Source organism: Escherichia sp. TC-EC600-tetX4 (assembly GCF_019356055.1).
Taxonomy (GTDB): Bacteria; Pseudomonadota; Gammaproteobacteria; order Enterobacterales; family Enterobacteriaceae.
In genome coordinates this window covers 2,241,641-2,267,245 of sequence record NZ_CP079924.1, presented here as the reverse complement: position 1 = coordinate 2,267,245, position 25,605 = coordinate 2,241,641, and the positions used below count along the sequence as shown (strand labels likewise).

The window sequence follows — 25,605 nt, the reverse complement described above, 5'->3', positions numbered from 1 at the left end:
CATGTTCGCTGACAGCGGCGGCAAATAAAGGTACCCTGGGAATGCTATTTTGTCGTTTTCCGCAATTCTCATGGCTGATTCATCTGTACAACCAGCCAGTGATAGATTACCGCCACGATATAACGTTGTTGTTCTTCGCTTAACGAAACACCCTGCGGAATGTTATGCCACTTAGCCAGACAACCGCGACAGCAGGTCGCGGTGGCGTGCTGAGCGATAAACACCGGATGCCCGCGCATGGGGGTTTGCTTACCGTCATTAGCCGGTAATGCCGGAGCAAGACGTTTAGCGACAAAATCCGCCGCATGTTGTTCGATGACTGGCGCGCCTTTCTCCAGGCAATACTGACGCTCTTTCATGCCCAGACGAAAGCGAGAGCGAAATTTTGAACGGGATAAACGCGCGAAGAGTGGATCGAGAGACTGCATTAATAAACCGAACGCCCTAACTGTTTCGTCAATTGTTCAAGAACGGCAATACCCGCAAGCGAGTTACCTGCATCATCCAGTTCCGGACTCCAGACAGCGATGGCCATTTCATGCGGAACAATCGCCACAATACCGCCACCAACGCCAGATTTCGCCGGTAGCCCCACCCGCCAGGCAAACTCCCCCGCGTTCTGGTACATACCACTGGTCGCCATCAGCGCGTTAATTTGCCGCGCCTGCATTGGCGTCACCACTGGTTCATCAATATGAATAGCTTTCCCCTGATTAGCCAGAAAGACAAACGTCCGGGCCAGCTCTACACAGCTCATTTTCAGAGCGCAGTAATGAAAGTAGTTTTGCAGAACGGTTGTCACGTCATGATGGAAATTGCCAAACGACTTCATCAGCCAGGCGATAGCCGCATTTCGCGCGGAATGTTCAAATTCGGAACGCGCTACCACCGTATCGTAGGAAATATCAGACACACCGCTTAAGCCGCGCACGACTTCCAGCATACGTTGCCGTGGTGCGCTTAATCGCCCTTGCAACATATCGCAGACCACCAGCGCACCGGCATTAATGAACGGATTACGCGGTATACCCTGCTCCATTTCCAGTTGCACTAAGGAATTGAACGGTGATCCAGACGGATCTTTGCCGACGCGTTGCCAGATTTCCTCTTCGGAGTAATGACGCATGGCGACAACGAGACTCAGCACTTTGGAAATAGACTGAATGGAAAAACGTTCTTGCGCGTCTCCGGCCTGAAAAAGCTGTCCGTCAACGGTACAGATAGCAATCCCCAATCGGGAACCGTCTACTGTAGCCAGCGCCGGAATATAATCCGCGACTTTACCCTGACCAATGAGCGGCCGCACTTGCCGCAAGATGTTTTCTAAAATTGCATTATCCATGGCGACTGCCACTTTCTACTCCTGGACCGCAGGTCTGAAAAGACCTGCGAGTATATCAGAGCTGAATATGTCGCGTCAGATCCGGTCTTTCCACACCGTCTGGATATTACAGAATTCGTGTAAGCCGAAATGGGAAAGCTCACGACCAAAGCCACTCTTTTTCACGCCACCAAAGGCCACTCGCGCGTCGCTGGCACAATAACCATTGATAAACACCCCACCGCATTCCAGACGTGCCGCCATCTGTCTGGCCTGTGTTTCGTCAGTGGTAAAAATGGTCGCTGAAAGGCCGAACTCACTATCATTAGCCAGTTCCAGTGCATGTTCTGCATCTTTCGCAATGGTGATTGCCGCAACGGGGCCAAACATTTCTTCCCGAAACGCGGTCATTTCTGGGGTAACATTCGCCAGAACCGTTGGCGGATAGTAGTTACCTGCCCCAGCCATCTTTTCCCCGCCCAGTAACAAACGCGCACCCTGCGCCAGGGTTTTCTCCACCTGATGATGCAGCTCATCACGTAAATCAAAACGAGCCATTGGTCCGAGAGCGTTCTCTTCGTCACGGGGATCGCCCATTTTCAAGGCTGCCGCAGCTGCCACAAAACGTTCGGTAAATGCCGAAGCAATTCCCTCTTCGATAATAAAGCGTTTTGCCGCTGCACATACCTGTCCGGTATTCTGATAACGTCCGGCTACCGCCGCTTTCACCGCCAGTTCCAGATCGGCATCGTTAAGCACAATAAACGGATCCGAACCGCCCAGTTCCAGTACGCATTTTTTCAGTGCCGCTCCAGCCTGTGCGCCAATAGCCGCTCCCGCACGAACACTTCCGGTCACCGTGACAGCAGCAATGCGCGAGTCTTTAATCATCTGACTGACACCGTCGTTGTCGGCATTCAGCCAGCCATATACGCCTTGTGGGATACCCGCATCTTTAAACACCTGGGCAATGAGCTGTGCACAGCCCATCACATTCGGCGCATGTTTAAGTAAGTAGCCGTTACCTGCAAGAATGATGGGAACAGCGCCACGCATCACCTGCCATAACGGAAAATTCCACGGCATAATCGCCAGAATCGTCCCCAACGGTCGATACTCAATAACCGCCTGCTGATTTTCCACCAGCGTAGGTTCCGCCTTCAGCATTGCCGGACCATGTTCTGCATACCAGTCACACAAATTCGCCGATTTCGCCACTTCAGCGCGCGCCTGGTTGATTGGTTTGCCCATTTCGCGGGTGATCATTTGCGCCATTTCTTCGCTACGAGCGCGCAGAGCCTTACCGATATCACGCAGTTTTTCAGCACGATAATCTATATTTGTCTCGCGCCAGTCGCGAAAGCCTGCTGCCGCCAGCTGAAGTGCGTTTTCGATATCGTCAGCGCCAGCCCACGGCAGCACAGAAAGTTGTTCACCCGTGGCAGGATTTATCGAAATTGCATGAGTTGCCGGAGTAATGGTCATCGGGGTATCTCCTTTATGAGTCATGGTATGAAGATACGCAGATTTACTCTTGCTTTAAAATGAATAATATTAAGCCACTTATTCACGAATCGAGAATGCTATGGATCTGACCCAACTGGAGATGTTCAACGCGGTTGCCGAAGCTGGCAGCATAACCCAGGCTGCAGCAAAAGTGCATCGCGTGCCGTCGAATCTCACTACCCGTCTGCGCCAGCTGGAAACAGAACTGGGGGTTGATCTGTTTATTCGCGAGAATCAGCGTTTACGTCTCTCTCCTGCCGGGCATAACTTTTTACGCTATAGCCAACAAATTCTCGCGTTAGTGGATGAAGCGCGGAGCGTTGTCGCTGGCGATGAGCCGCAAGGTTTATTTTCTCTTGGTTCGCTGGAAAGCACCGCTGCAGTGCGCATTCCAGCCACGCTGGCGGAATTCAACCGTCGTTATCCCAAAATTCAGTTTTCACTTTCCACCGGCCCTTCCGGCACTATGCTGGATGGTGTACTGGAGGGAAAACTGAATGCGGCGTTTATTGATGGACCCATTAACCATACTGCCATCGACGGGATACCGGTATACCGCGAGGAACTGATGATCGTCACGCCACAAGGATATGCGCCAGTAACCCGTGCCAGTCAGGTTAATGGCAGTAACATTTATGCCTTCCGCGCCAATTGTTCGTATCGTCGCCACTTCGAGAGCTGGTTTCATGCTGACGGTGCCGCTCCGGGAACTATCCATGAGATGGAGTCTTATCACGGAATGTTGGCCTGTGTGATCGCAGGAGCAGGCATTGCGCTTATTCCGCGCTCTATGCTGGAAAGTATGCCGGGGCATCACCAGGTTGAAGCGTGGCCGTTAGCTGAGCAATGGCGTTGGTTAACAACCTGGCTGGTCTGGCGTCGTGGTGCGAAAACACGTCCGCTCGAGGCATTTATTCAACTGCTGGATGTGCCTGACTCGGCAAGACAGGGATATCAATGAGCTATTTTTGATAGTTCTTGCGGTTAATATGCTCTATATAGTGATGTTCCGATGACTTATGACTATATGGGGCAAATATGGTTACGCCAGTAAGCATCAGCAATTACATATCTCTTCCTGATGATTTTCCCGTACGTAATATTGCACCGCAGGTAAAAGAAGTTTTAAAGGATTTTATTGATGCACTTAGTACAATAATATGTAATGAAGAGTGGCGCACGTCTTTAAACATCAACTCAGCCACAAAAAAGATATTTAATAACCTTGACAACTTATCATATATTCAGAGGACTTCTTTTCGGGGTAACGACACGCTATACAATGAAAAGGTTCAGTTTAAACTCACTTATCCCGCCAGGAATGGAAGACACAAAGAAAATATTGAATTTCAGGTAGTAATAAATTTAAGCCCTATTTATTTAGATAATTTTCGCCATGATGGAGAAATTAATATTTTTTGCGCTCCCAACCCAAAGCCTGTCACTATGGGGCGCGTATTTCAGACCGGCGTCGAGCGTGTACTCTTTCTGTTTCTGAATGATTTTATTGAACAATTTCCAATGATCAACCCTGGTGTTCCCATCAAAAGAGCGCATACACCACATATTGAACCCCTGCCTTCGGATCACCATACCGCTGCAGATTACTTACGCCAGTTTGATTTGCTTGTCCTGAATTTTATCTCTCGCGGTAATTTTGTCATACTCCCCCGATTATGGAATAACTCTGAGGTTCACAGATGGTTCGTCAATAAAGATCCTAACTTGATCACCGCCATTCTCGACATAACGGACAGCGAATTAAAAGAGGATTTGTTGCAAAGCCTGATGGATTCATTAGGTTCTAACAAACATGTACTACCCGAAGTCTGCATCTGCTTTTTATCCCTTTTAGCAGAACAAGAATCTCCTCATTTTCAGAACTTGTTTTTATTTTTCGCCAATATGTTATTGCACTATCACCAATTTATGAATCCCAATGAAAGTGATTTGAATGACGTGTTGATGCCAGCATCATTAAGTGATGATAAAATTATCAAACATATGGCGCGCAGGACCCTCAAACTGTTTGTAAAAAATGAAACACCGCCAAAAGTTACTCACGAAGACCTGGTGAAAAACAGGCCTCGCTCCCCTGTCAGACCACCTATACCCGCAACCGCCAAAACGCCAGACCTCCCTGAACGTCATTAAACCGTGATGTTACCGACTCTCTGACGCGTGAAAGAATCAGCGTCAGAGAAACGGAAAACGCGATCCAGATCACAAATGCATTGTATTCACATCATTAACCGTTTTAAGATCATTTCATCACTTTTTCGCAACTCACCCGATAATCTGTTATGACAACAAACACTGTTTCCCGCAAAGTGGCGTGGCTACGGGTCGTTACGCTGGCAGTCGCCGCCTTCATCTTCAACACCACCGAATTTGTCCCTGTTGGCCTGCTCTCTGACATTGCGCAAAGTTTTCACATGCAAACCGCTCAGGTCGGCATCATGTTGACCATTTACGCATGGGTAGTAGCGCTAATGTCATTGCCTTTTATGTTAATGACCAGTCAGGTTGAACGGCGCAAATTACTGATCTGCCTGTTTGTGGTGTTTATTGCCAGCCACGTACTGTCGTTTTTGTCGTGGAGCTTTACCGTTCTGGTGATCAGTCGCATTGGTGTGGCTTTTGCACATGCGATTTTCTGGTCGATTACGGCGTCTCTGGCGATCCGTATGGCTCCGGCCGGGAAGCGAGCACAGGCATTGAGTTTAATTGCCACCGGTACAGCACTGGCGATGGTCTTAGGTTTACCTCTCGGGCGCATTGTGGGCCAGTATTTCGGTTGGCGAATGACCTTCTTCGCGATTGGTATTGGGGCGCTTATCACCCTTTTGTGCCTGATTAAGTTACTTCCCTTACTGCCCAGTGAGCATTCCGGTTCACTGAAAAGCCTCCCGCTATTGTTCCGCCGCCCGGCATTGATGAGCATTTATTTGTTAACTGTGGTGGTTGTCACCGCCCATTACACGGCATACAGCTATATCGAGCCTTTTGTACAAAACATTGCGGGATTCAGCGCCAACTTTGCCACGGCATTACTGTTATTACTCGGTGGTGCGGGCATTATTGGCAGCGTGATTTTCGGTAAACTGGGTAATCAGTATGCGTCTGCGTTGGTGAGTACGGCGATTGCGCTGTTGCTGGTGTGCCTGGCATTGCTGTTACCTGCGGCGAACAGTGAAATACACCTCGGGGTGCTGAGTATTTTCTGGGGGATCGCGATGATGATCATCGGGCTTGGTATGCAGGTTAAAGTGCTGGCGCTGGCACCAGATGCTACCGACGTCGCGATGGCGCTATTCTCCGGCATATTTAATATTGGAATCGGGGCGGGTGCGTTGGTAGGTAATCAGGTGAGTTTGCACTGGTCAATGTCGATGATTGGTTATGTGGGCGCGGTGCCTGCTTTTGCCGCGTTAATTTGGTCAATCATTATATTTCGCCGCTGGCCAGTGACACTCGAAGAACAGACGCAATAGTTGAAAGGCCCATTCGGGCCTTTTTTAATGGTACGTTTTAATGATTTCCAGGATGCCGTTAATAATAAACTGCACACCCATACATACCAGCAGGAATCCCATCAGACGGGAGATCGCTTCAATGCCACCCTTGCCCACCAGCCGCATAATTGCGCCGGAGCTGCGTAGGCTTCCCCACAAAATAACCGCCACCAGGAAAAAGATCAGCGGCGGCGCAACCATCAGTACCCAATCAGCGAAGGTTGAACTCTGACGCACTGTGGACGCCGAGCTAATAATCATCGCTATGGTTCCCGGACCGGCAGTACTTGGCATTGCCAGCGGCACAAAGGCAATATTGGCACTGGGTTCATCTTCCAGCTCTTCCGACTTGCTTTTCGCCTCCGGTGAATCAATCGCTTTCTGTTGCGGAAAGAGCATCCGAAAACCGATAAACGCGACGATTAAGCCGCCTGCAATTCGCAGACCGGGAATCGAAATGCCAAATGTATCCATCACCAGTTGCCCGGCGTAATACGCCACCATCATGATGGCAAATACGTACACCGAGGCCATCAACGACTGACGATTACGTTCGGCACTGTTCATGTTGCCTGCCAGGCCAAGAAATAACGCGACAGTTGTTAATGGGTTAGCTAACGGCAGCAACACCACCAGCCCCAGGCCAATTGCTTTAAACAAATCTAACATTGGTGGTTGTTATCCTGTGTATCTGGGTTATCAGCGAAAAGTATAAGGGGTAAACAAGGATAAAGTGTCACTCTTTAGCTAGCCTTGCATCGCATTGAACAAAACTTGAACCGATTTAGCAAAACGTGGCATCGGTCAATTCATTCATTTGACTTATACTTGCCTGGGCAATATTATCCCCTGCAACTAATTACTTGCCAGGGCAACTAATGTGAAAAGTACCAGCGATCTGTTCAATGAAATTATTCCATTGGGTCGCTTAATCCATATGGTTAATCAGAAGAAAGATCGCCTGCTTAACGAGTATCTGTCTCCGCTGGATATTACCGCGGCACAGTTTAAGGTGCTCTGCTCTATCCGCTGCGCGGCGTGTATTACTCCGGTTGAACTGAAAAAGGTATTGTCGGTCGACCTGGGAGCACTGACCCGTATGCTGGATCGCCTGGTCTGTAAAGGCTGGGTGGAAAGGTTGCCGAACCCGAATGACAAGCGCGGCGTACTGGTAAAACTTACCACCGGCGGCGCGGCAATATGTGAACAATGCCATCAATTAGTTGGCCAGGACCTGCACCAAGAATTAACAAAAAACCTGACGGCGGACGAAGTGGCAACACTTGAGTATTTGCTTAAGAAAGTCCTGCCGTAAACAAAAAAGAGGTATGACGATGTCCAGACGCAATACTGACGCTATTACCATTCATAGCATTTTGGACTGGATCGAGGACAACCTGGAATCGCCACTGTCACTGGAGAAAGTGTCAGAGCGTTCGGGTTACTCCAAATGGCACCTGCAACGGATGTTTAAAAAAGAAACCGGTCATTCATTAGGCCAATACATCCGCAGCCGTAAGATGACGGAAATCGCGCAAAAGCTGAAGGAAAGTAACGAGCCGATACTCTATCTGGCAGAACGATATGGCTTCGAGTCGCAACAAACTCTGACCCGAACCTTCAAAAATTACTTTGATGTTCCGCCGCATAAATACCGGATGACCAATATGCAGGGCGAATCGCGCTTTTTACATCCATTAAATCATTACAACAGCTAGTTGAAAACGTGACAACGTCACTGAGGCAATCATGAAACCACTTTCATCCGCAATAGCAGCTGCGCTTATTCTCTTTTCCGCGCAGGGCGTTGCGGAACAAACCACGCAGCCAGTTGTTACTTCTTGTGCCAATGTCGTGGTTGTTCCCCCATCGCAGGAACACCCACCGTTTGATTTAAATCACATGGGTACTGGCAGTGATAAGTCGGATGCGCTCGGCGTGCCCTATTATAATCAACACGCTATGTAGTTTGTTCTGGCCCCGACATCTCGGGGCTTATTAACTTCCCACCTTTACCGCTTTACGCCACCGCAAGCCAAATACATTGATATACAGCCCGGTCATAATGAGCACCGCACCTAAAAATTGCAGACCCGTTAAGCGTTCATCCAACAATAGTGCCGCACTTGCCAGTCCTACTACGGGCACCAGTAACGATAACGGTGCAACCCGCCAGGTTTCATAGCGTCCCAGTAACGTCCCCCAGATCCCATAACCAACAATTGTCGCCACAAACGCCAGATACATCAGAGACAAGATGGTGGTCATATCGATAGTAACCAGACTGTGAATCATGGTTGCGGAACCATCGAGAATCAGCGAGGCAACAAAGAAGGGAATGATTGGGATTAAAGCGCTCCAGATTACCAGCGACATCACCGCCGGACGCGTTGAGTGCGACATGATCTTTTTATTGAAGATGTTGCCACACGCCCAACTAAATGCTGCCGCCAGGGTCAACATAAAGCCGAGCATCGCCACATGCTGACCGTTCAGACTATCTTCGATTAACACCAGTACGCCAAAAATCGCTAAGGCGATCCCCGCCAATTGTTTGCCATGCAGTCGCTCCCCGAAAGTAAACGCGCCAAGCATGATAGTAAAAAACGCCTGTGCCTGTAACACCAGCGAAGCCAGTCCAGCAGGCATACCGAAGTTAATGGCACAAAAAAGAAAAGCAAACTGCGCAAAACTGATGGTTAATCCATACCCCAGCAGCAAATTCAGTGGTACTTTCGGTCGTGCGACAAAAAAGATAGCCGGAAAAGCGACCAGCATAAAGCGCAAACCGGCCAGCATCAGCGGTGGCATGTTATGAAGCCCCACTTTGATGACCACAAAATTTAGCCCCCATACGACCACTACCAGTAGCGCCAACACCCCATCTTTTCGCGACATTCTACCGCCTCTGAATTTCATCTTTTGTAAGCAATCAACTTAGCTGAATTTACTTTTCTTTAACAGTTGATTCGTTAGTCGCCGGTTACGACGGCATTAATGCGCAAATAAGTCGCTATACTTCGGATTTTTGCCATGCTATTTCTTTACATCTCTAAAACAAAACATAACGAAACGCACTGCCGGACAGACAAATGAACTTATCCCTACGACGCTCTACCAGCGCCCTTCTTGCCTCGTCGTTGTTATTAACCATCGGACGCGGCGCTACGCTGCCATTTATGACCATTTACTTGAGTCGCCAGTACAGCCTGAGTGTCGATCTAATCGGTTATGCGATGACAATTGCGCTCACTATTGGCGTCGTTTTTAGCCTCGGTTTTGGTATCCTGGCGGATAAGTTCGACAAGAAACGCTATATGTTACTGGCAATTACCGCCTTCGCCAGCGGTTTTATTGCCATTACTTTAGTGAATAACGTGACGCTGGTTGTGCTCTTTTTTGCCCTCATTAACTGCGCCTATTCTGTTTTTGCTACCGTGCTGAAAGCCTGGTTTGCCGACAATCTTTCGTCCACCAGCAAAACGAAAATCTTCTCAATCAACTACACCATGCTAAACATTGGCTGGACCATCGGTCCGCCGCTCGGCACGCTGTTGGTAATGCAGAGCATCAATCTGCCCTTCTGGCTGGCAGCTATCTGTTCCGCGTTTCCCATGCTTTTCATTCAAATTTGGGTAAAGCGCAGCGAGAAAATCATCGCCACGGAAACAGGCAGTGTCTGGTCGCCGAAAGTTTTATTACAAGATAAAGCACTGTTGTGGTTTACCTGCTCTGGTTTTCTGGCTTCTTTTGTAAGCGGCGCATTTGCTTCATGCATTTCACAATATGTGATGGTGATTGCTGATGGGGATTTTGCCGAAAAGGTGGTCGCGGTTGTTCTTCCGGTGAATGCTGCCATGGTGGTTACGTTGCAATATTCCGTGGGCCGCCGACTTAACCCGGCTAACATCCGCGCGCTGATGACAGCAGGCACCCTCTGTTTCGTCATCGGTCTGGTCGGTTTTATTTTTTCCGGCAACAGCCTGCTATTGTGGGGTATGTCAGCTGCGGTATTTACTGTCGGTGAAATCATTTATGCGCCGGGCGAGTATATGTTGATTGACCATATTGCGCCGCCAGAAATGAAAGCCAGCTATTTTTCCGCCCAGTCTTTAGGCTGGCTTGGTGCCGCGATTAACCCATTAGTGAGTGGCGTAGTGCTAACCAGCCTGCCGCCTTCCTCGCTGTTTGTCATCTTAGCGTTGGTGATCATTGCTGCGTGGGTGCTGATGTTAAAAGGGATTCGAGCAAGACCGTGGGGGCAGCCCGCGCTTTGTTGATTTAAGTCGAACACAATAAAGATTTAATTCAGCCTTCGTTTAGGTTACCTCTGCTAATATCTTTCTCATTGAGATGAAAATTAAGGTAAGCGAGGAAACACACCACACCATAAACGGAGGCAAATAATGCTGGGTAATATGAATGTTTTTATGGCCGTACTGGGAATAATTTTATTTTCTGGTTTTCTGGCCGCGTATTTCAGCCACAAATGGGATGACTAATGAACGGAGATAATCCCTCACCTAACCGGCCCCTTGTTACAGTTGTGTACAAGGGGCCTGATTTTTATGACGGCGAAAAAAAACCGCCAGTAAACCGGCGGTGAATGCTTGCATGGATAGATTTGTGTTTTGCTTTTACGCTAACAGGCATTTTCCTGCACTGATAACGAATCGTTGACACAGTAGCATCAGTTTTCTCAATGAATGTTAAACGGAGCTTAAACTCGGTTAATCACATTTTGTTCGTCAATAAACATGCAGCGATTTCTTCCGGTTTGCTTACCCTCATACATTGCCCGGTCCGCTCTTCCAATGACCACATCCAGAGGCTCTTCAGGAAATGCGCGACTCACACCTGCTGTCACGGTAATGTTGATATGCCCTTCAGAATGTGTGATGGCATGGTTATCGACTAACTGGCAAATTCTGACACCTGCACGACATGCTTCTTCATCATTAGCCGCTTTGACAATAATGATAAATTCTTCGCCCCCGTAGCGATAAACCGTTTCGTAATCACGCGTCCAACTGGCTAAGTAAGTTGCCAGGGTGCGTAATACTACATCGCCGATTAAATGCCCGTAGGTATCATTAACCAATTTAAATCGGTCAATATCCAACAACATTAAATAAAGATTCAGAGGCTCAGCGTTGCGTAACTGATGATCAAAGGATTCATCAAGAACCCGACGACCCGGCAATCCCGTCAAAACATCCATATTGCTACGGATCGTCAGCAAATAAATTTTGTAATCGGTTAATGCCGCAGTAAAAGAAAGCAACCCCTCCTGAAAGGCGTCGAAATGCGCGTCCTGCCAGTGATTTTCAACAATAGCCAGCATTAATTCCCGACCACAGTTATGCATATGTTGATGGGCAGAATCCATTAGCCGAACGTAAGGTAATTCATCGTTATCGAGTGGCCCCAGATGATCAATCCACCGACCAAACTGGCACAGTCCATAAGAATGGTTATCCGTTATTTCTGGCTTACTGGCATCTCTCGCGACCACGCTGTGAAACATACTCACCAGCCACTGGTAGTGGGCATCGATAGCCTTATTGAGATTTAACAAGATGGCATCAATTTCCGTTGTCTTCTTGATCATTGCCACTCCTTTTTCACAGTTCCTTGTGCGCGCTATTCTAACGAGAGAAAAGCAAAATTACGTCAATATTTTCATAGAAATCCGAAGTTATGAGTCATCTCTGAGATAACATTGTGATTTAAAACAAAATCAGCGGATAAAAAAGTGTTTAATTCTGTAAATTACCTCTGCATTATCGTAAATAAAAGGATGACAAATAGCATAACCCAATACCCTAATGGCCCAGTAGTTCAGGCCATCAGGCTAATTTATTTTTATTTCTGCAAATGAGTGACCCGAACGACGGCCGGCGCGCTTTTCTTATCCAGACTGCCACTAATGTTGATCATCTGGTCCGGCTGAACTTCTCGTCCATCAAAGACGGCCGCAGGAATAACGACATTAATTTCACCGCTCTTATCGCGAAAAACGTAACGGTCCTCTCCTTTGTGAGAAATCAAATTACCGCGTAGTGAAACCGAAGCGCCATCGTGCATGGTTTTTGCGAAATCAACGGTCATTTTTTTTGCATCATCGGTTCCGCGATAGCCATCTTCTATTGCATGAGGCGGCGGTGGCGCTGCATCCTGTTTTAAACCGCCCTGGTCATCTGCCAACGCATAAGGCATGACAAGAAAACTTGCTAATACAATGGCCTGAAATTTCATACTAACTCCTTAATTGCGTTTGGTTTGACTTATTAAGTCTGGTTGCTATTTTTATAATTGCCAAATAAGAATATTGCCAATTGTTATAAGGCATTTAAAATCAGCCAACTAGCTGTCAAATATACAGAGAATTTAACTCACTAAAGTTAAGAAGATTGAAAAGTCTTAAACATATTTTCAGAATAATCGGATTTATATGTTTGAAAATTATTATATTGGACGAGCATACAGAAAAAGCAAATCACCTTTACATATAAAAGCGTGGACAAAAAACAGTGAACATTAATAGAGATAAAATTGTACAACTTGTAGATACCGATACTATTGAAAACCTGACATCCGCGTTGAGTCAAAGACTTATCGCGGATCAATTACGCTTAACTACCGCCGAATCATGCACCGGCGGTAAGTTGGCTAGCGCCCTGTGTGCAGCTGAAGATACACCCAAATTTTACGGTGCAGGCTTTGTTACTTTCACCGATCAGGCAAAGATGAAAATCCTCAGCGTAAGCCAGCAATCTCTTGAACGATATTCTGCGGTGAGTGAGAAAGTGGCAGCAGAAATGGCAACCGGTGCCATAGAGCGTGCGGATGCTGATGTCAGTATTGCCATTACCGGCTACGGCGGACCGGAGGGCGGTGAAGATGGTACGCCAGCGGGTACCGTCTGGTTTGCGTGGCATATTAAAGGCCAGAACTACACTGCGGTTATGCATTTTGCTGGCGACTGCGAAACGGTATTAGCTTTAGCGGTGAGGTTTGCCCTCGCCCAGCTGCTGCAATTACTGCTATAACCAGGCTGGCCTGGCGATATCTCAGGCCAGCCATTGGTGGTGTTTATATGTTCAAGCCACGATGTTGCAGCATCGGCATAATCTTAGGTGCCTTACCGCGCCATTGTCGATACAGGCGTTCCAGATCTTCGCTGTTACCTCTGGAAAGGATCGCCTCGCGAAAACGCAGCCCATTTTCACGCGTTAATCCGCCCTGCTCAACAAACCACTGATAACCATCATCGGCCAACATTTGCGTCCACAGATAAGCGTAATAACCTGCAGCATATCCGCCACCAAAAATATGGGCGAAATAACTGCTGCGATAGCGTGGCGGTATAGCAGGAAGATCCATATTTTCCGCCACCAGCGCCCGCAATTCAAAATCATCGACATCCTGCATTGCTTCGTTTTCTTCCAGGCAATGCCAGCGCATATCGAGAAGTGCGGCGCTAAGCAGTTCGCTCATCTCATACCCTTTGTTGAACAGGCTGGCATTACGCATTTTCTGTTGCAGTTCGTCAGGCATTGCTGCCCCGCTCTGATAATGCCGGGCGTAGCGAGCGAATACCTGCGGATGCGTTGCCCAGTGTTCGTTGATTTGCGACGGAAATTCGACAAAATCACGCGGCGTGTTGGTGCCGGAAAGCGTGGCATAACGCTGGCGGGCAAAAAGGCCGTGCAGCGTATGACCAAATTCATGGAATAAGGTTATGACATCATCCCAGAGTAACAACGCAGGCTCACCGGCAGCGGGTTTCTGATAATTGCAGACGTTATAAATTACCGGATGTGTTTTATTAAGCGTTGATTGCTCAACAAAATTGCCCATCCATGCACCGCCGCTTTTTGAATCACGGGCGAAGAAATCACCGTAAAATAACGCCAGCCCCACGCCATTATGATCAAAAATTTCCCACACACGAACGTCAGGATGGTAGACAGGAATATCAAAACGTTCGACAAACTTAATACCGAAGAGCTGATTCGCGGTCCAGAATACACCTTCATTTAACACCGTGTTTAATTCAAAATATGGCTTGAGCTGCGCCTCATCAAGATCAAATTTCTCCCGCCGTACCTGTTCCGCATAAAATGCCCAGTCCCACGGCTGCGCGCTAAACCCGCCCTGCTGCTTATCGATAACCGCCTGTATGGAGGCTAATTCATCGCTCGCACGTTGACGCGCCGCTGGAACAATTTCCCGCATAAAGTTAAGTGCTGCTTCAGGTGTTTTTGCCATCTGATCGGCGATTTTCCATGCGGCATAATGAGGAAAACCAAGTAGTGTTGCCTGTTGTGCACGGATCTCCACCAGACGTTGAATGATAGCGCGGGTATCATTGGCATCATTTTTTTCCGCTCGCGTCCAGCCCGCAATAAACAGTTTTTCACGCGTCGCACGATCGCGCATTTCGGCAAGCGCCGGTTGTTGGGTGGTATTCAGCAGCGGAATCAGCCATTTGTTATCCAGACCTTTCTCGCGAGCCGCCTCTGCCGCCAGCGCAATCTCTTGCTCACTCATTCCTGCCAGCTGCGCGATATCGTTCACAACCAGACCGCCGGATTTATTTGCTGCCAGTAATCGCTGGTTAAACTGGCTGGTCAGGGTCGCAGCTTCTGTATTCAGTACTTTTAATTTTGCTTTATCAGCTTGCGCAAGTTTGGCTCCGGCAAGGACAAAACGTTGATGAATCACCTCCACCAGGCGGATGGATTCACTATCAAGCCCCAGGGATTCACGGCGCTGCCAGACAGCATCTACCCGCGCGAATAATTCACCGTTCAGATAGATATCATTAGCCAGTTCCGCCAGTTCAGCGGAAAACTGCTCGTCAAGACGCTGTAATTCATCATTGGTATGCGCCGCAGTCATCGCAAAAAAGACGCTGGTAACGCGGGTAAGTAATTCTCCGCTTTGTTCCAGTGCCAGAATAGTATTGTTGAAATCAGGCATTTGCGGGTTAAGCGCGATGGCAGCAATTTCTGCCCGCTTTTGCTGCATTCCCTCATCGAATGCCGGGCGATAGTGATGATTGGCAATTTGATCAAAATGGGGAGCCAGATACGGCAGTGTGCTTTGCACAAGGAAAGGATTCATTGTTGTCATTTTCTTCTCCTGAACGCGAGGTGTTCCATAGCGTAGGCTTACTGATAACGGAGTGCAATCTTGCAATCCAGTATTACCCGCTCTTAAGCATCCCGTGCTATGTTATTGACACACAAAAGCGTTGAGGAACAGTGAGATGATCGTTTTAGTAACTGGAGCAACGGCAGGTTTTGGTGAATGCATTACTCGTCGTTTTATTCAACAAGGGCATAAAGTTATCGCCACTGGCCGTCGCCAGGAACGGTTGCAGGAGTTAAAAGACGAACTGGGAGATAATCTGTATATCGCCCAACTGGACGTTCGCAACCGCGCCGCTATTGAAGAGATGCTGGCATCGCTTCCTGCCGAGTGGTGCAATATTGATATCCTGGTAAATAATGCCGGCCTGGCGTTGGGCATGGAGCCTGCGCATAAAGCCAGCGTTGAAGACTGGGAAACGATGATTGATACCAACAACAAAGGCCTGGTATATATGACGCGCGCCGTCTTACCGGGTATGGTTGAACGTAATCATGGTCATATTATTAACATTGGCTCAACGGCAGGTAGCTGGCCGTATGCCGGTGGTAACGTTTACGGTGCGACGAAAGCGTTTGTTCGTCAGTTTAGCCTGAATCTGCGTACGGATCTGCATGGTACGGCGGTGCGCGTCACCGACATCGAACCGGGTCTGGTGGGTGGTACCGAGTTTTCCAATGTCCGCTTTAAAGGCGATGACGGTAAAGCAGAAAAAACCTATCAAAATACCGTTGCATTGACGCCAGAAGATGTCAGCGAAGCCGTCTGGTGGGTGTCAACGCTGCCTGCTCACGTCAATATCAATACCCTGGAAATGATGCCGGTTACCCAAAGCTATGCCGGACTGAATGTCCACCGTCAGTAATTTTTATACCCGGCGTAACTGCCGGGTTATTGCTTGTCACAAAAAAGTGGTAGACTCATGCAGTTAACTCACTCACAAGCAAGAACGAATGACCGTCGAAACGCAACTTAATCCCACACAGCCTGTCAATCAGCAGATTTATCGTATTCTTCGTCGCGACATTGTCCATTGCCTGATTGCTCCAGGCACACCGTTGTCGGAAAAAGAAGTTTCTGTTCGTTTCAATGTGTCACGCCAGCCGGTTCGTGAAGCCTTTATTAAACTGGCGGAAAACGGCCTGATTCAAATTCGTCCGCAACGTGGCAGCTACGTCAACAAAATTTCCATGGCCCAGGTGCGCAACGGCAGTTTTATCCGTCAGGCCATTGAGTGCGCGGTGGCGCGTCGGGCGGCGAGCATGATTACCGAAAGCCAGTGCTATCAACTGGAACAAAATCTTCACCAGCAACGCATTGCCATTGAGCGCAAGCAACTGGATGATTTTTTTGAACTTGATGACAACTTCCATCAACTCCTGACGCAGATTGCCGACTGTCAACTGGCGTGGGATACCATTGAGAACCTGAAAGCGACCGTTGATCGCGTGCGCTATATGAGTTTCGACCACGTTTCTCCACCAGAAATGCTGTTACGCCAGCATCTTGATATTTTCTCTGCCCTGCAAAAACGTGATGGCGATGCGGTAGAACGTGCAATGACGCAACATTTGCAGGAAATCAGCGAATCCGTGCGCCAGATCCGCCAGGAAAACAGCGACTGGTTTAGCGAAGAGTAATTCATTTCCTCTCATCCCATCCGGGGTGAGAGTCTTTTCCCCCGCCTTATGGCTCATGCATGCATCAAAAAAGATGTGAGCTTGATCAAAAACAAAAAATATTTCACTCGACAGGAGTATTTATATTGCGCCCGTTACGTGGGCTTCGACTGTAAATCAGAAAGGAGAAAACACCTATGACGACCTACGATCGTAACCGTAACGCAATCACCACTGGCAGCCGTGTTATGGTTAGCGGCACCGGTCACACTGGCAAGATCCTGTCGATTGATACTGAAGGTCTGACCGCTGAGCAAATCCGCCGCGGAAAAACCGTAGTTGTTGAAGGTTGTGAAGAGAAACTGGCACCACTGGACCTGATTCGTCTCGGCATGAACTAAGCGTGTGAATGCCGCCGATGGCGGCATTGCTTTTTTACTTCACGGAATATTTTGCCACGGTCGCTTTCGCGCCATGCGCTAATAAAGACAAGTACGTTTCCGTCACTCTTGCAGTAAACAAACTATTGTCTGGCAAATCATCACCAAAGATCGCCTTAATCGCCAGCAATGACTGGACGCGCGCTTTCCCTTCGGCACTACTTTGTACAGCCTTCTGAATAACAGGTAACAGTGGGTCACTGATTTCTATCGGATTTCCCTGTTCATCAACACCACCGACATAACGCATCCAACCCGCGACGCCCAGCGCCAGCAGATCGAACTTGCTGTCATGCGCCAGATGCCAGCGAACAGAATCCAACATCCGCTGTGGCAATTTCTGGCTACCATCCATCGCAATCTGCCAGGTTCGATGACGTAACGCCGGGTTGCTATAGCGTGCAATTAATCGGTTAGCGTAATCTTGCAAATCAACGCCCTGCACTTTCAACGTCGGCGCTTGTTCCTGCAACATCAAGCCATACGCCGCATAACGATAATGTTCATCTTCCATACAGTCATTAATGTGCTGATATCCTGCAAGATACCCCAGATACGCCAGGAATGAATGACTGCCGTTGAGCATGCGCAACTTCATCTCTTCATAAGGCAGCACATCGCTAACCAGTTCGGCTCCCGCTTTTTCCCATTCCGGACGTCCGGCAACAAAGTTATCTTCTATTACCCACTGGCGGAAAGGTTCACAGGCAACGCCCGCAGGATCGCGCACACCGGTAAGTTGTTCGATTTTCGCCAGCGTATCCTCTGTCACTGCGGGCACAATACGGTCCACCATTGTTGATGGGAAAGTCACGTTATCTTCGATCCATTGTGCCAGTTTTACATCAACGGCTTGTGCGTAGGAAGTGACAACGTCACGCATAACATGACCGTTTTCTGGCATGTTGTCACATGACATGACGGTAAATGCGGGAAGTCCTGCCGCTTTACGGCGAGCCAGCGCCTCAACAATCACCCCTGTTGCTGTTTTCGGCTGGTGGGGATTTTGCACGTCGGCAGCTACCATCGGGTGATCGAGCATTAACTGTCCGGTCGCCGGAGAGTGGAAATACCCTTTTTCGGTGATTGTCAGAGAGACAATCGCGATTTGCGGTTCACACATCGCTGCCAACACGGTTTCTAAGCCATCTATCTGTACGTGCAAGGCTTTTTTAACGACGCCAACGACGCGAGCCGTCCACACATCGGCCGACATTTCCGCAACGGTATAAAGATTATCTTGCTGTTGTAAATCGGCAATTTGCTGTTCGCCGCCGATTAAGTTGACCTCATAATATCCCCAGTCACTGAAATGTTCCGTAGCAAGAATATCGGCATACACACCCTGATGCGCACGGTGAAATGCACCAAAGCCTAAATGAACAATTCTTGGAGCCAGGTTATTAAGATCATAAACAGGGAGTGTCGCTTTTGCTGATAACAAATTATTTCCCATAACAATTCCTTAAATATAAATATGGCAAGCTATATGTTTTGTTATATGAATAAAAATCCCCTCTCCGGTAAGAGAAGGGATTAAGGGTTTACAGACTTCTGGAAGGTTGCGCAGCTCTTACAACACGCGGTTGATCTTCCGCAGCGTCTTCCAGCGCACTTAAATCACGGTCTTTCACCTCTGGCATTTTCAGCGCAGAGATTAAACCAATCACTGAATATGCCATGATCATAATGACGATCGGATACCAGGATTCCGTCATGGTGCAGAAAATACCCGCCAGGATAGGACCAAAACCGGAAGCGATAAGACCACCAATTTCTTTAGAAATAGCCATCCGGGTAAAGCGGTTTTTACAGCCGAACATTTCTGCCATGGTAATGTTTTCCAGAGCAAATAATCCCAGCACCGCACAGTTATGAATCACAATCAGTGCAACCATAATGGTGCTCGGGGCATAGCTTTTATCTACAATGATAGAAAGCATTGGCCATGCCAGCACAATCGCGGAGGTATTCATAATAATATACGGGATCCGGCGACCAATTTTATCGGATAACCAACCAAGGAACGGAATGGTCATAAAGCCGAGAATCGAACTGATCATCAATGCATCTGTTGGAATTGCTTTGTTAAACAATAACGTCTGCACTAAATAGCCTGCAAGGAAAGTCTGAATTAACCCGGAGTTACCCGCCTGACCAAAACGCAGCCCTGTTGCCAGCCAGAAGGATTTGCTCTGGAACATGCTACCAGCAGGTGCAGGTTTTGCTGTCGGTTGGTTACTGTCGTTAACCTTCTCAAAGACCGGGCTTTCTTTCAGATTCATACGCAACCAGATAGCAAAGACCATCACGACAACACTCGCCAGGAACGGTATACGCCATCCCCACGCCAGCAGTTCCTCTTTACTGAGAATGAAGAACATAAAGGCCCAGATTGCCGTTGCGCTCAAGGTTCCGCAGTTAGTTCCCATAGCCACAAATGAGGAGATAATTCCGCGCTTACCTTTTGGCGCATATTCCGCCAGCATCGTACCGGCACCGGAAATTTCCGCACCTGCACCCAACCCCTGAATAATACGCAACGTCACCAGCAAGATGGGTGCAAAAACACCAATCTGTGCATAGGTCGGTAACACACCAATTAAGGTGGTACAGATCCCCATCATGGTGATGGTAATAAAGAGCACTTTTTTACGCCCTATTCTGTCGCCCATTTTGCCGAAAATAAATGCTCCGACAATACGCGCCACATAACCTGCACCGTAGGTTCCCATTGCCAGAATTAACGCCATTGCCGTTGATGATTCAGGAAAAAATATTTCATGAAACACTAACGCTGCGCCGAGCGAATATAACTGGAAATCCATAATTCACAGGTGTTTTTTCCCATCCTGTGGTTTCCTTGGCGTTTTCTAGGTTTTTTCAGATAGTTGCATTTTTTTAAAAAGCATCCTAAGTTCGATCTCAGTGTCTATCTGGGGCCTATTTCTGTCCCATATATGCCCCAAAAAAACTCCCCAACAGATAAGTAGTTTTTTCATGGATTTATGCGTAAAATCAAGAACGGCTGGAAATCATTCAATACTCACACTATCGAAAAATTTACCAGCCAATCGCAGCACGTTCTTGCATAAGGTGTGTCTGCGGTTTTTCAACTATTCAGATACATCACTCCCATCACATTCATTCCTCCGCATCAAAGGCATATAGGCTATATCACCTTGATATTTTTCTTTTTCAGATAAAAACTGTTATCTATGTATACTTTTAAACCCAATCCGTGTAGAGTCTCTACATAAGATAGTTTGCAGTTGCCGCTTCAGCTTGCGCCATAAACCGCCTGATTTTTGCTGCCACCTGTTAGCATTCCTGTATACCTGAAACGACAATGTTTATCTACGAACTTTAAGAACACCCAAGATAAAAATTGTCAACTATATCATATATAACACATTACTAATTCGAGGCTATATGAACAGCATACTGATAATCACATCTCTCCTTATCATATTCAGCATTTTTAGTCATGCCCTAATAAAATTAGGGATTGGCATATCCAATAACCCAGACAAAACCGATGTATAAGTCAACATATCCTGAATCAGACATACAATATCGCAATGAAAATCAATAATATTTTAAGGAATATCTTCATGAAATCAAAAGACACCCTAAAGTGGTTCCCTGCGCAGCTTCCTGAAGTAAGAATTATCCTAGGGGATGCTGTAGTGGAAGTAGCAAAACAGGGAAGACCTATCAATACCAGAACATTGCTTGATTACATTGAAGGAAACATAAAGAAAACATCATGGCTGGATAACAAAGAATTATTACAAACAGCGATATCAGTTCTTAAAGACAACCAAAATTTAAATGGTAAAATGTAATATAATAAACTTACTTTTTTATCATTTTTCCACTTTAACAACATTTTGCTCCACTTTTCCACGACCAAACAACTTGAAATCTGGTTAAAATAACACGCAACACTATTCTTCTTCCTTGAGTCCGCCCGGAACTCGAAAAACAAACCGAGTTAAAGCCATTTTTCACAAAATCGATTTTGGGTCTCACCAAAATTACGGGGTTGCATACGCATTCGTTTATTTTCGAACGTGTACATACAAATATGCACAAAAATAATCATAATTATTTTCTGAGATGCATTATGATATGAACACCAATTTCGTATAGAGTCTCACTATGTCTCAAATTTTTGCTTACTGTCGGATATCAACGCTGGATCAGACCACCGAAAATCAACGCCGGGAAATCGAAAGTGCAGGTTTTAAAATCAAACCTCAGCAAATAATCGAAGAACACATTAGCGGCTCAGCAGCAACCAGTGAGCGTCCTGGTTTTAACCGGTTGCTTGCTCGCCTGAAATGTGGTGATCAATTGATTGTGACAAAACTGGATCGCCTTGGTTGTAATGCAATGGATATCAGGAAAACAGTGGAACAACTGACCGAAACAGGTATCAGAGTGCATTGCTTAGCATTGGGGGGCATTGACCTGACCAGTCCAACAGGAAAAATGATGATGCAAGTAATTTCAGCAGTCGCTGAATTTGAACGAGACCTTTTACTTGAACGCACTCATTCCGGGATAGTAAGAGCCCGCGGCGCAGGGAAACGTTTTGGTCGACCTCCTGTGTTAAATGAAGAACAGAAACAGGTGGTATTCGAACGAATTAAGTCAGGTGTAAGTATAAGTGCCATTGCCCGGGAATTCAAAACCTCGCGGCAAACCATTTTAAGAGCCAAAGCAAAACTTCAGACACCTGACATATAAAAAATAATCTCGGTGTGAGATGCTTTACGTCTTCCAAGCCCCCTTCCTTGCCGTAAATGGAAAGATACATCTAATTATAGAATTTATATGTTTTACCCTACGGCAGTGCTGGCCATTCAATATCCTGTGCAGTTGACGTATCAACACGGTTCAGCAATACCCGATACTTTTTCCATGCTTCCAGCAACGAGATTTCTTCCTCCGTTGCAATTTCCAGATCTGCAGCATCCTGAAGCGGCGCAATATGCTCACTGGCTACCTGCATCAGGTTGTTTTTTGTTTCTTCCGCCTCCCGGATCCGGAACAGTTTTTCTGCTTCCGTATCCTTCACCCAGGCTGTGCCGTTCCACTTCTGAAACTCCCCTTCCGGCGATAACCAGGTAACATTTTCCGGTAACGGACCGAGTTCAGAAATAAATAACGCGTTGCCGGAAGCCACGTCATAAACCGTTTTACCCCGATGATCTTCAACGAGATGCCACGATGACTCATCACTGTTGAAAACAGCCACGAAGCCAGCCGGAATATCTGGCGGTGCAATATCGGTACTGTTTGCTGGCAGACCTGTATGAGGCGGAATATATGCATCACCTTCACCAATAAATTCATTAGTTCCGGCCAGCAGATTATAAATTTTTATGGTCCGTGGTTGTTCACTCATTCTGAATGCCATTATGCAAGCCTCACAATATAGTTAAATGCGATGTTTTTGACGGTGTTTTCCGCGTTACCAGCAGCGTTAACGGTGATGGTGTGTCCATGTGAACCAATCGCAACGGAGTGCGTATGAGCACCAATACCGACAGTATGTGCATGCGCGCCTGCGCTTGCAGCAGTGCCGGACAGCGAGTGGGTATGAGCACCATCTGATGATGTCTTCCCTGCATTACGAGTCTGGCCACTACCGCTTGTTGTGCTCATAATCCCCGCGCTTAGATTTGAAATCGCGGTATAACCATTAGGGAAAATGCTCGTGTTCGTGCCACCAAATGCACCGGAACTCTTGTGTTGGTGCGCACCGGCACTATTTGCGGTCCCGCTAATACTATGGGTATGCGCCCCGGTGTTATTCGTGGATTTGGTTCCGTAATCAAACGACGATGTGGTTTCCGTCCCCAAATCCGTACTGGATGCGCTGGCGCTGTGGGTGTGCGATTTAATGCCGTCCTGTTCCTGAGATAATACGGCCCGACCACTGGCGGGCTTGCCCTTAATCGTCCAGCCACGCATATCAGGGATCACGCCTGACGGATAAGCAACTGCAAGTTTCGGGTATGCAGATTTGTCAAAAGTCTGCCCCTGCATCAGGGCATAACCAGACGGAACGGTATCTGATGGCCACGGGATTGGTGCACCGACTGGATAAAACTCTGCAGGAGGATGAGCCGAGGTGTAAAGCTGCGCCCACGGCGACCAGTTTGCGTCGGTCGTATCCCGTCGTGAACGAATAAATGCCGGAGCATGAGCACCGCTTGTACCACTCCAGCCGATGAGTAACTCACCTTCGCCAACGGCTGTCATCCCTTTCAGGTGAATGATATTTCCATACGCTGTTGGATATCCGTTGTTATACACCTCGTATAACTCAAGACCTGCTGCCCCCTGCGTATTGTCTGTCAGCGCGGTTATATTCACTCAGCAACCCCGGTATCAGTTCATCCAGCGCGGCTGCTTTGTTCATGGCTTTGATGATATCCCGTTTCAGGAAATCAACATGTCGGTTTTCCAGTTCCGGAAAACGCCGCTGCACCGACAGGGGGATCCCGTCGAGAATACTGGCAATTTCACCTGCGATCCGCGACAGCACGAAAGTACAGAATGCGGTTTCCACCACTTCAGCGGAGTCTCTGGCATTTTTCAGCTCCTGTGCGTCGGCCTGCGCACGCGTAAGTCGATGGCGTTCGTACTCAATAGTCCCTGGCTGGAGATCTGTCTCGCTGGCCTGCCGCAGTTCTTCAACTTCCCGGCGCAGCTTTTCGTTCTCAATTTCAGCATCCCTTTCGGCATACCATCTTATAACGGCGGCAGAGTCATAAAGCACCTCATTACCCTTGCCACCGCCTCGCAGAACGGGCATTCCCTGTTCCTGCCAGTTCTGAATGGTACGGATACTCGCACCGAAAATGTCAGCCAGCTGCTTTTTGTTGACTTCCATTGTTCATTCCACGGCCAAAAACAGAGAAAGGAAACGACAGAGGCCCAAAAGCTCGTTTTCAGCACCTGTCGTTTCCTTTCTTTTCAGGGGGTATTTTAAATAAAAACATTAAGTTACGACGAAGAAGAACGGAAATGCCTTAAACCGGAAAATTTTCATAAATAGCGAAAACCCGCGAGGTCGCCGCCCCGTAACCTGTCGGATCACCGGAAAGGACCCGTAAAGTGATAATGATTATCATCTACATATCACAACGTGCGTGGAGGCCATCAAACCACGTCAAATAATCAATTATGACGCAGGTATCGTATTAATTGATCTGCATCAACTTAACGTAAAAACAACTTCAGACAATACAAATCAGCGACACTGAATACGGGGCAACCTCATGTCAACGAAGAACAGAACCCGCAGAACAACAACCCGCAACATCCGCTTTCCTAACCAAATGATTGAACAAATTAACATCGCTCTTGAGCAAAAAGGGTCCGGGAATTTCTCAGCCTGGGTCATTGAAGCCTGCCGCCGGAGACTGTGCTCAGAAAAAAGAGTTTCTTCTGAAGCAAACAAAGAAAAGAGTGACATTACTGAATTGCTCAGAAAACAGGTCAGACCAGATTGAAGCAATTTAGATAATCGTGCAGACTACGCCCCCTCATATCACATGGAAGGTTTATCTATGGATCAGGTAGTCATTTTTAAACAAATATTTGATAAAGTTCGAAACGATTTAAACTATCAATGGTTTTATTCTGAGCTAAAACGTCACAATGTCTCACATTACATTTACTATTTAGCCACAGAGAATGTTCATATTGTATTAAAAAATGATAATACAGTGTTATTAAAGGGCCTAAAAAACATTGTGTCTGTCAAATTTTCAAAGGATAGGCATCTTATAGAAACGACCTCTAATAAGCTGAAATCCAGAGAGATCACATTTCAGGAATACAGAAGAAACCTTGCTAAAGCAGGAGTTTTTCGGTGGGTTACAAATATCCACGAACAAAAAAGATATTACTATACCTTTGATAATTCATTACTATTTACTGAAAGCATCCAGAAAACTACACAGATCTTACCACGCTAAACCATAACGTCCGGCTTCTCTCACTCCTGAGCCGGACTGCATTGG

29 protein-coding genes and 2 pseudogenes are annotated in these 25,605 nt (G+C 47.3%); 18 read left to right on the top strand and 13 right to left on the bottom strand.

Annotated features, from left to right (window positions below; translation table 11 throughout):
- Window positions 1-68: 68 nt before the first annotated feature.
- From KXD89_RS11025 to sad, 3 genes are all read right to left on the bottom strand, one after another.
- Window positions 69-428 (bottom strand): DUF4186 domain-containing protein, encoded by a 360-nt coding sequence (locus KXD89_RS11025; protein WP_001191027.1) that lies wholly within the window; start codon window positions 426-428, stop codon window positions 69-71.
- Window positions 428-1,354, bottom strand: a complete 927-nt coding sequence (glsB, locus tag KXD89_RS11020; RefSeq protein WP_000257409.1) for a glutaminase B — start codon at window positions 1,352-1,354, stop codon at window positions 428-430. The genes KXD89_RS11025 and glsB overlap by 1 nt, the downstream gene beginning before the upstream one ends.
- A gap of 63 nt (window positions 1,355-1,417) precedes the next feature.
- Entirely contained in the window at window positions 1,418-2,806 is a 1,389-nt protein-coding gene (sad, locus tag KXD89_RS11015; RefSeq protein ID WP_000156615.1) for a succinate-semialdehyde dehydrogenase, read from the bottom strand.
- A 100-nt stretch (window positions 2,807-2,906) separates the two neighbouring features.
- On the opposite strand from sad, the gene KXD89_RS11010 reads away from it, so the two are divergent.
- The 3 genes from KXD89_RS11010 to ydeA all read left to right on the top strand — a co-directional run bounded on the left by KXD89_RS11010 (window position 2,907) and on the right by ydeA (window position 6,321).
- Window positions 2,907-3,788 (top strand): LysR family transcriptional regulator, encoded by an 882-nt coding sequence (locus KXD89_RS11010; protein ID WP_000366501.1) that lies wholly within the window; start codon window positions 2,907-2,909, stop codon window positions 3,786-3,788.
- A gap of 77 nt (window positions 3,789-3,865) precedes the next feature.
- Entirely contained in the window at window positions 3,866-4,981 is a 1,116-nt protein-coding gene (gene yneK, locus KXD89_RS11005; protein WP_000258599.1) for a putative protein YneK, read from the top strand.
- Window positions 4,982-5,130: 149 nt separating this feature from the next.
- Window positions 5,131-6,321, top strand: coding sequence for an L-arabinose MFS transporter (ydeA, locus tag KXD89_RS11000; RefSeq protein ID WP_000210799.1), 1,191 nt, complete (start codon window positions 5,131-5,133; stop codon window positions 6,319-6,321).
- Window positions 6,322-6,345: 24 nt separating this feature from the next.
- Here the strand turns inward: ydeA and marC are convergent, their stop codons facing one another.
- Entirely contained in the window at window positions 6,346-7,011 is a 666-nt protein-coding gene (gene marC, locus KXD89_RS10995; RefSeq protein ID WP_000885033.1) for an NAAT family transporter MarC, read from the bottom strand.
- 211 nt (window positions 7,012-7,222) lie between these two features.
- Here marC and marR point away from each other — a divergent pair, with 211 nt between their 5' ends.
- The 3 genes from marR to marB are packed head-to-tail and all read left to right on the top strand — an operon-like array spanning window position 7,223 to window position 8,310.
- Window positions 7,223-7,657, top strand: coding sequence for a multiple antibiotic resistance transcriptional regulator MarR (gene marR / locus KXD89_RS10990; RefSeq protein ID WP_000843414.1), 435 nt, complete (start codon window positions 7,223-7,225; stop codon window positions 7,655-7,657).
- 19 nt (window positions 7,658-7,676) lie between these two features.
- A complete protein-coding gene (marA, locus tag KXD89_RS10985) occupies window positions 7,677-8,060 on the top strand; it encodes an MDR efflux pump AcrAB transcriptional activator MarA (protein ID WP_000091199.1) in 384 nt (127 codons plus the stop codon).
- A 31-nt stretch (window positions 8,061-8,091) separates the two neighbouring features.
- Entirely contained in the window at window positions 8,092-8,310 is a 219-nt protein-coding gene (gene marB / locus KXD89_RS10980) for a multiple antibiotic resistance protein MarB (protein WP_000803657.1), read from the top strand.
- Window positions 8,311-8,340: 30 nt separating this feature from the next.
- Here the strand turns inward: marB and eamA are convergent, their stop codons facing one another.
- Window positions 8,341-9,240 carry an O-acetylserine/cysteine exporter gene (gene eamA / locus KXD89_RS10975; protein WP_000087187.1) on the bottom strand — a complete coding sequence of 300 codons (900 nt, stop codon included), beginning with the start codon at window positions 9,238-9,240 and terminating at the stop codon, window positions 8,341-8,343.
- Window positions 9,241-9,434: 194 nt separating this feature from the next.
- On the opposite strand from eamA, the gene ydeE reads away from it, so the two are divergent.
- The 3 genes from ydeE to mgtT all read left to right on the top strand — a co-directional run bounded on the left by ydeE (window position 9,435) and on the right by mgtT (window position 10,948).
- Complete coding sequence (ydeE, locus tag KXD89_RS10970) at window positions 9,435-10,622, top strand: efflux MFS transporter YdeE (protein ID WP_001054204.1); 1,188 nt, start codon at window positions 9,435-9,437, stop codon at window positions 10,620-10,622.
- A gap of 126 nt (window positions 10,623-10,748) precedes the next feature.
- Window positions 10,749-10,844, top strand: a complete 96-nt coding sequence (gene mgtS / locus KXD89_RS10965) for a protein MgtS (RefSeq protein WP_000901367.1) — start codon at window positions 10,749-10,751, stop codon at window positions 10,842-10,844.
- The gene (gene mgtT, locus KXD89_RS10960) at window positions 10,844-10,948 is read left to right on the top strand and encodes a protein MgtT (RefSeq protein ID WP_211180496.1); all 105 of its coding nucleotides are present in this window, start codon (window positions 10,844-10,846) and stop codon (window positions 10,946-10,948) included. The genes mgtS and mgtT overlap by 1 nt, the downstream gene beginning before the upstream one ends.
- Window positions 10,949-11,062: 114 nt before the next feature.
- On the opposite strand, the gene dgcZ is transcribed toward mgtT, so the two are convergent.
- Together dgcZ and ydeI are read right to left on the bottom strand one after the other, a co-directional pair.
- Window positions 11,063-11,953 carry a diguanylate cyclase DgcZ gene (gene dgcZ, locus KXD89_RS10955; protein WP_000592814.1) on the bottom strand — a complete coding sequence of 297 codons (891 nt, stop codon included), beginning with the start codon at window positions 11,951-11,953 and terminating at the stop codon, window positions 11,063-11,065.
- A gap of 254 nt (window positions 11,954-12,207) precedes the next feature.
- Window positions 12,208-12,600, bottom strand: coding sequence for a YdeI family stress tolerance OB fold protein (gene ydeI, locus KXD89_RS10950; RefSeq protein ID WP_000671737.1), 393 nt, complete (start codon window positions 12,598-12,600; stop codon window positions 12,208-12,210).
- A gap of 275 nt (window positions 12,601-12,875) precedes the next feature.
- Between ydeI and KXD89_RS10945 the strand changes: the two genes are divergently transcribed.
- Complete coding sequence (locus tag KXD89_RS10945) at window positions 12,876-13,394, top strand: 2-oxo-tetronate isomerase (RefSeq protein WP_001024746.1); 519 nt, start codon at window positions 12,876-12,878, stop codon at window positions 13,392-13,394.
- 43 nt (window positions 13,395-13,437) lie between these two features.
- Here KXD89_RS10945 and dcp read toward each other — a convergent pair whose 3' ends face one another.
- Window positions 13,438-15,483 (bottom strand): peptidyl-dipeptidase Dcp, encoded by a 2,046-nt coding sequence (gene dcp, locus KXD89_RS10940; protein WP_000210373.1) that lies wholly within the window; start codon window positions 15,481-15,483, stop codon window positions 13,438-13,440.
- A gap of 136 nt (window positions 15,484-15,619) precedes the next feature.
- Between dcp and ydfG the strand changes: the two genes are divergently transcribed.
- The 3 genes from ydfG (at window position 15,620) to ydfZ (ending at window position 17,521) form a co-directional block, all read left to right on the top strand.
- The gene (gene ydfG / locus KXD89_RS10935; RefSeq protein ID WP_000636571.1) at window positions 15,620-16,366 is read left to right on the top strand and encodes a bifunctional NADP-dependent 3-hydroxy acid dehydrogenase/3-hydroxypropionate dehydrogenase YdfG; all 747 of its coding nucleotides are present in this window, start codon (window positions 15,620-15,622) and stop codon (window positions 16,364-16,366) included.
- A gap of 88 nt (window positions 16,367-16,454) precedes the next feature.
- On the top strand, window positions 16,455-17,141 hold the full coding sequence (rspR, locus tag KXD89_RS10930; protein ID WP_000215549.1) for a DNA-binding transcriptional regulator rspR: 687 nt from the start codon (window positions 16,455-16,457) through the stop codon (window positions 17,139-17,141).
- 176 nt (window positions 17,142-17,317) lie between these two features.
- Window positions 17,318-17,521 carry a putative selenium delivery protein YdfZ gene (ydfZ, locus tag KXD89_RS10925; protein WP_000214712.1) on the top strand — a complete coding sequence of 68 codons (204 nt, stop codon included), beginning with the start codon at window positions 17,318-17,320 and terminating at the stop codon, window positions 17,519-17,521.
- Between the two features lie 34 nt (window positions 17,522-17,555).
- Here ydfZ and KXD89_RS10920 read toward each other — a convergent pair whose 3' ends face one another.
- Window positions 17,556-19,016 carry a mannitol dehydrogenase family protein gene (locus KXD89_RS10920; protein ID WP_000527743.1) on the bottom strand — a complete coding sequence of 487 codons (1,461 nt, stop codon included), beginning with the start codon at window positions 19,014-19,016 and terminating at the stop codon, window positions 17,556-17,558.
- 88 nt (window positions 19,017-19,104) lie between these two features.
- Window positions 19,105-20,388: pseudogene (gene ydfJ, locus KXD89_RS10915) on the bottom strand (MHS family MFS transporter YdfJ); the annotation flags it as partial.
- A 604-nt stretch (window positions 20,389-20,992) separates the two neighbouring features.
- On the opposite strand from ydfJ, the gene KXD89_RS10910 reads away from it, so the two are divergent.
- The 3 genes from KXD89_RS10910 (at window position 20,993) to KXD89_RS10900 (ending at window position 22,315) form a co-directional block, all read left to right on the top strand.
- On the top strand, window positions 20,993-21,106 hold the full coding sequence (locus KXD89_RS10910) for a YnaM/YnfT family protein (RefSeq protein WP_120795384.1): 114 nt from the start codon (window positions 20,993-20,995) through the stop codon (window positions 21,104-21,106).
- Between the two features lie 68 nt (window positions 21,107-21,174).
- Entirely contained in the window at window positions 21,175-21,408 is a 234-nt protein-coding gene (gene ydfK / locus KXD89_RS10905) for a cold shock protein YdfK (RefSeq protein WP_000836770.1), read from the top strand.
- A gap of 316 nt (window positions 21,409-21,724) precedes the next feature.
- Window positions 21,725-22,315, top strand: coding sequence for a recombinase family protein (locus tag KXD89_RS10900; protein WP_000078178.1), 591 nt, complete (start codon window positions 21,725-21,727; stop codon window positions 22,313-22,315).
- 97 nt (window positions 22,316-22,412) lie between these two features.
- Here the strand turns inward: KXD89_RS10900 and KXD89_RS10895 are convergent, their stop codons facing one another.
- The 3 genes and pseudogenes from KXD89_RS10895 to KXD89_RS10885 all read right to left on the bottom strand — a co-directional run bounded on the left by KXD89_RS10895 (window position 22,413) and on the right by KXD89_RS10885 (window position 24,470).
- The gene (locus KXD89_RS10895; protein WP_001698950.1) at window positions 22,413-22,988 is read right to left on the bottom strand and encodes a tail fiber assembly protein; all 576 of its coding nucleotides are present in this window, start codon (window positions 22,986-22,988) and stop codon (window positions 22,413-22,415) included.
- Window positions 22,988-23,689: pseudogene (locus KXD89_RS10890) on the bottom strand (phage tail protein); the annotation flags it as partial. The gene KXD89_RS10895 and the pseudogene KXD89_RS10890, both read right to left, overlap by 1 nt.
- 211 nt (window positions 23,690-23,900) lie before the next feature.
- The gene (locus KXD89_RS10885; RefSeq protein WP_000453612.1) at window positions 23,901-24,470 is read right to left on the bottom strand and encodes a DNA-packaging protein; all 570 of its coding nucleotides are present in this window, start codon (window positions 24,468-24,470) and stop codon (window positions 23,901-23,903) included.
- Window positions 24,471-24,858: 388 nt separating this feature from the next.
- On the opposite strand from KXD89_RS10885, the gene KXD89_RS10880 reads away from it, so the two are divergent.
- Together KXD89_RS10880 and KXD89_RS10875 are read left to right on the top strand one after the other, a co-directional pair.
- Window positions 24,859-25,092, top strand: a complete 234-nt coding sequence (locus tag KXD89_RS10880; protein ID WP_001368374.1) for a YlcI/YnfO family protein — start codon at window positions 24,859-24,861, stop codon at window positions 25,090-25,092.
- 57 nt (window positions 25,093-25,149) lie between these two features.
- Window positions 25,150-25,560, top strand: a complete 411-nt coding sequence (locus KXD89_RS10875) for a DUF1398 domain-containing protein (RefSeq protein WP_000373090.1) — start codon at window positions 25,150-25,152, stop codon at window positions 25,558-25,560.
- Window positions 25,561-25,605 lie beyond the last annotated feature (45 nt).

Bases quoted from the DNA above. Each gene is read 5' to 3' on its own strand.
- mgtT (WP_211180496.1), top strand. From the start codon at position 10,844: ATGAACGGAGATAATCCCTCACCTAACCGGCCCCTTGTTACAGTTGTG.
- marA (WP_000091199.1), top strand. From the start codon at position 7,677: ATGTCCAGACGCAATACTGACGCTATTACCATTCATAGCATTTTGGAC.
- ydfG (WP_000636571.1), top strand. From the start codon at position 15,620: ATGATCGTTTTAGTAACTGGAGCAACGGCAGGTTTTGGTGAATGCATT.
- KXD89_RS10910 (WP_120795384.1), top strand. From the start codon at position 20,993: ATGAACAGCATACTGATAATCACATCTCTCCTTATCATATTCAGCATT.
- eamA (WP_000087187.1), bottom strand. From the start codon at position 9,240: ATGTCGCGAAAAGATGGGGTGTTGGCGCTACTGGTAGTGGTCGTATGG.
- ydeA (WP_000210799.1), top strand. From the start codon at position 5,131: ATGACAACAAACACTGTTTCCCGCAAAGTGGCGTGGCTACGGGTCGTT.
- KXD89_RS10900 (WP_000078178.1), top strand. From the start codon at position 21,725: ATGTCTCAAATTTTTGCTTACTGTCGGATATCAACGCTGGATCAGACC.
- KXD89_RS10885 (WP_000453612.1), bottom strand. From the start codon at position 24,470: ATGGAAGTCAACAAAAAGCAGCTGGCTGACATTTTCGGTGCGAGTATC.
- sad (WP_000156615.1), bottom strand. From the start codon at position 2,806: ATGACCATTACTCCGGCAACTCATGCAATTTCGATAAATCCTGCCACG.
- dcp (WP_000210373.1), bottom strand. From the start codon at position 15,483: ATGACAACAATGAATCCTTTCCTTGTGCAAAGCACACTGCCGTATCTG.
- ydeE (WP_001054204.1), top strand. From the start codon at position 9,435: ATGAACTTATCCCTACGACGCTCTACCAGCGCCCTTCTTGCCTCGTCG.
- KXD89_RS11025 (WP_001191027.1), bottom strand. From the start codon at position 428: ATGCAGTCTCTCGATCCACTCTTCGCGCGTTTATCCCGTTCAAAATTT.
- KXD89_RS10880 (WP_001368374.1), top strand. From the start codon at position 24,859: ATGTCAACGAAGAACAGAACCCGCAGAACAACAACCCGCAACATCCGC.
- marB (WP_000803657.1), top strand. From the start codon at position 8,092: ATGAAACCACTTTCATCCGCAATAGCAGCTGCGCTTATTCTCTTTTCC.
- ydeI (WP_000671737.1), bottom strand. From the start codon at position 12,600: ATGAAATTTCAGGCCATTGTATTAGCAAGTTTTCTTGTCATGCCTTAT.
- KXD89_RS10920 (WP_000527743.1), bottom strand. From the start codon at position 19,016: ATGGGAAATAATTTGTTATCAGCAAAAGCGACACTCCCTGTTTATGAT.
- ydfK (WP_000836770.1), top strand. From the start codon at position 21,175: ATGAAATCAAAAGACACCCTAAAGTGGTTCCCTGCGCAGCTTCCTGAA.
- KXD89_RS10895 (WP_001698950.1), bottom strand. From the start codon at position 22,988: ATGGCATTCAGAATGAGTGAACAACCACGGACCATAAAAATTTATAAT.
- mgtS (WP_000901367.1), top strand. From the start codon at position 10,749: ATGCTGGGTAATATGAATGTTTTTATGGCCGTACTGGGAATAATTTTA.
- dgcZ (WP_000592814.1), bottom strand. From the start codon at position 11,953: ATGATCAAGAAGACAACGGAAATTGATGCCATCTTGTTAAATCTCAAT.
- yneK (WP_000258599.1), top strand. From the start codon at position 3,866: ATGGTTACGCCAGTAAGCATCAGCAATTACATATCTCTTCCTGATGAT.
- KXD89_RS10875 (WP_000373090.1), top strand. From the start codon at position 25,150: ATGGATCAGGTAGTCATTTTTAAACAAATATTTGATAAAGTTCGAAAC.
- KXD89_RS11010 (WP_000366501.1), top strand. From the start codon at position 2,907: ATGGATCTGACCCAACTGGAGATGTTCAACGCGGTTGCCGAAGCTGGC.
- rspR (WP_000215549.1), top strand. From the start codon at position 16,455: ATGACCGTCGAAACGCAACTTAATCCCACACAGCCTGTCAATCAGCAG.
- ydfZ (WP_000214712.1), top strand. From the start codon at position 17,318: ATGACGACCTACGATCGTAACCGTAACGCAATCACCACTGGCAGCCGT.
- marC (WP_000885033.1), bottom strand. From the start codon at position 7,011: ATGTTAGATTTGTTTAAAGCAATTGGCCTGGGGCTGGTGGTGTTGCTG.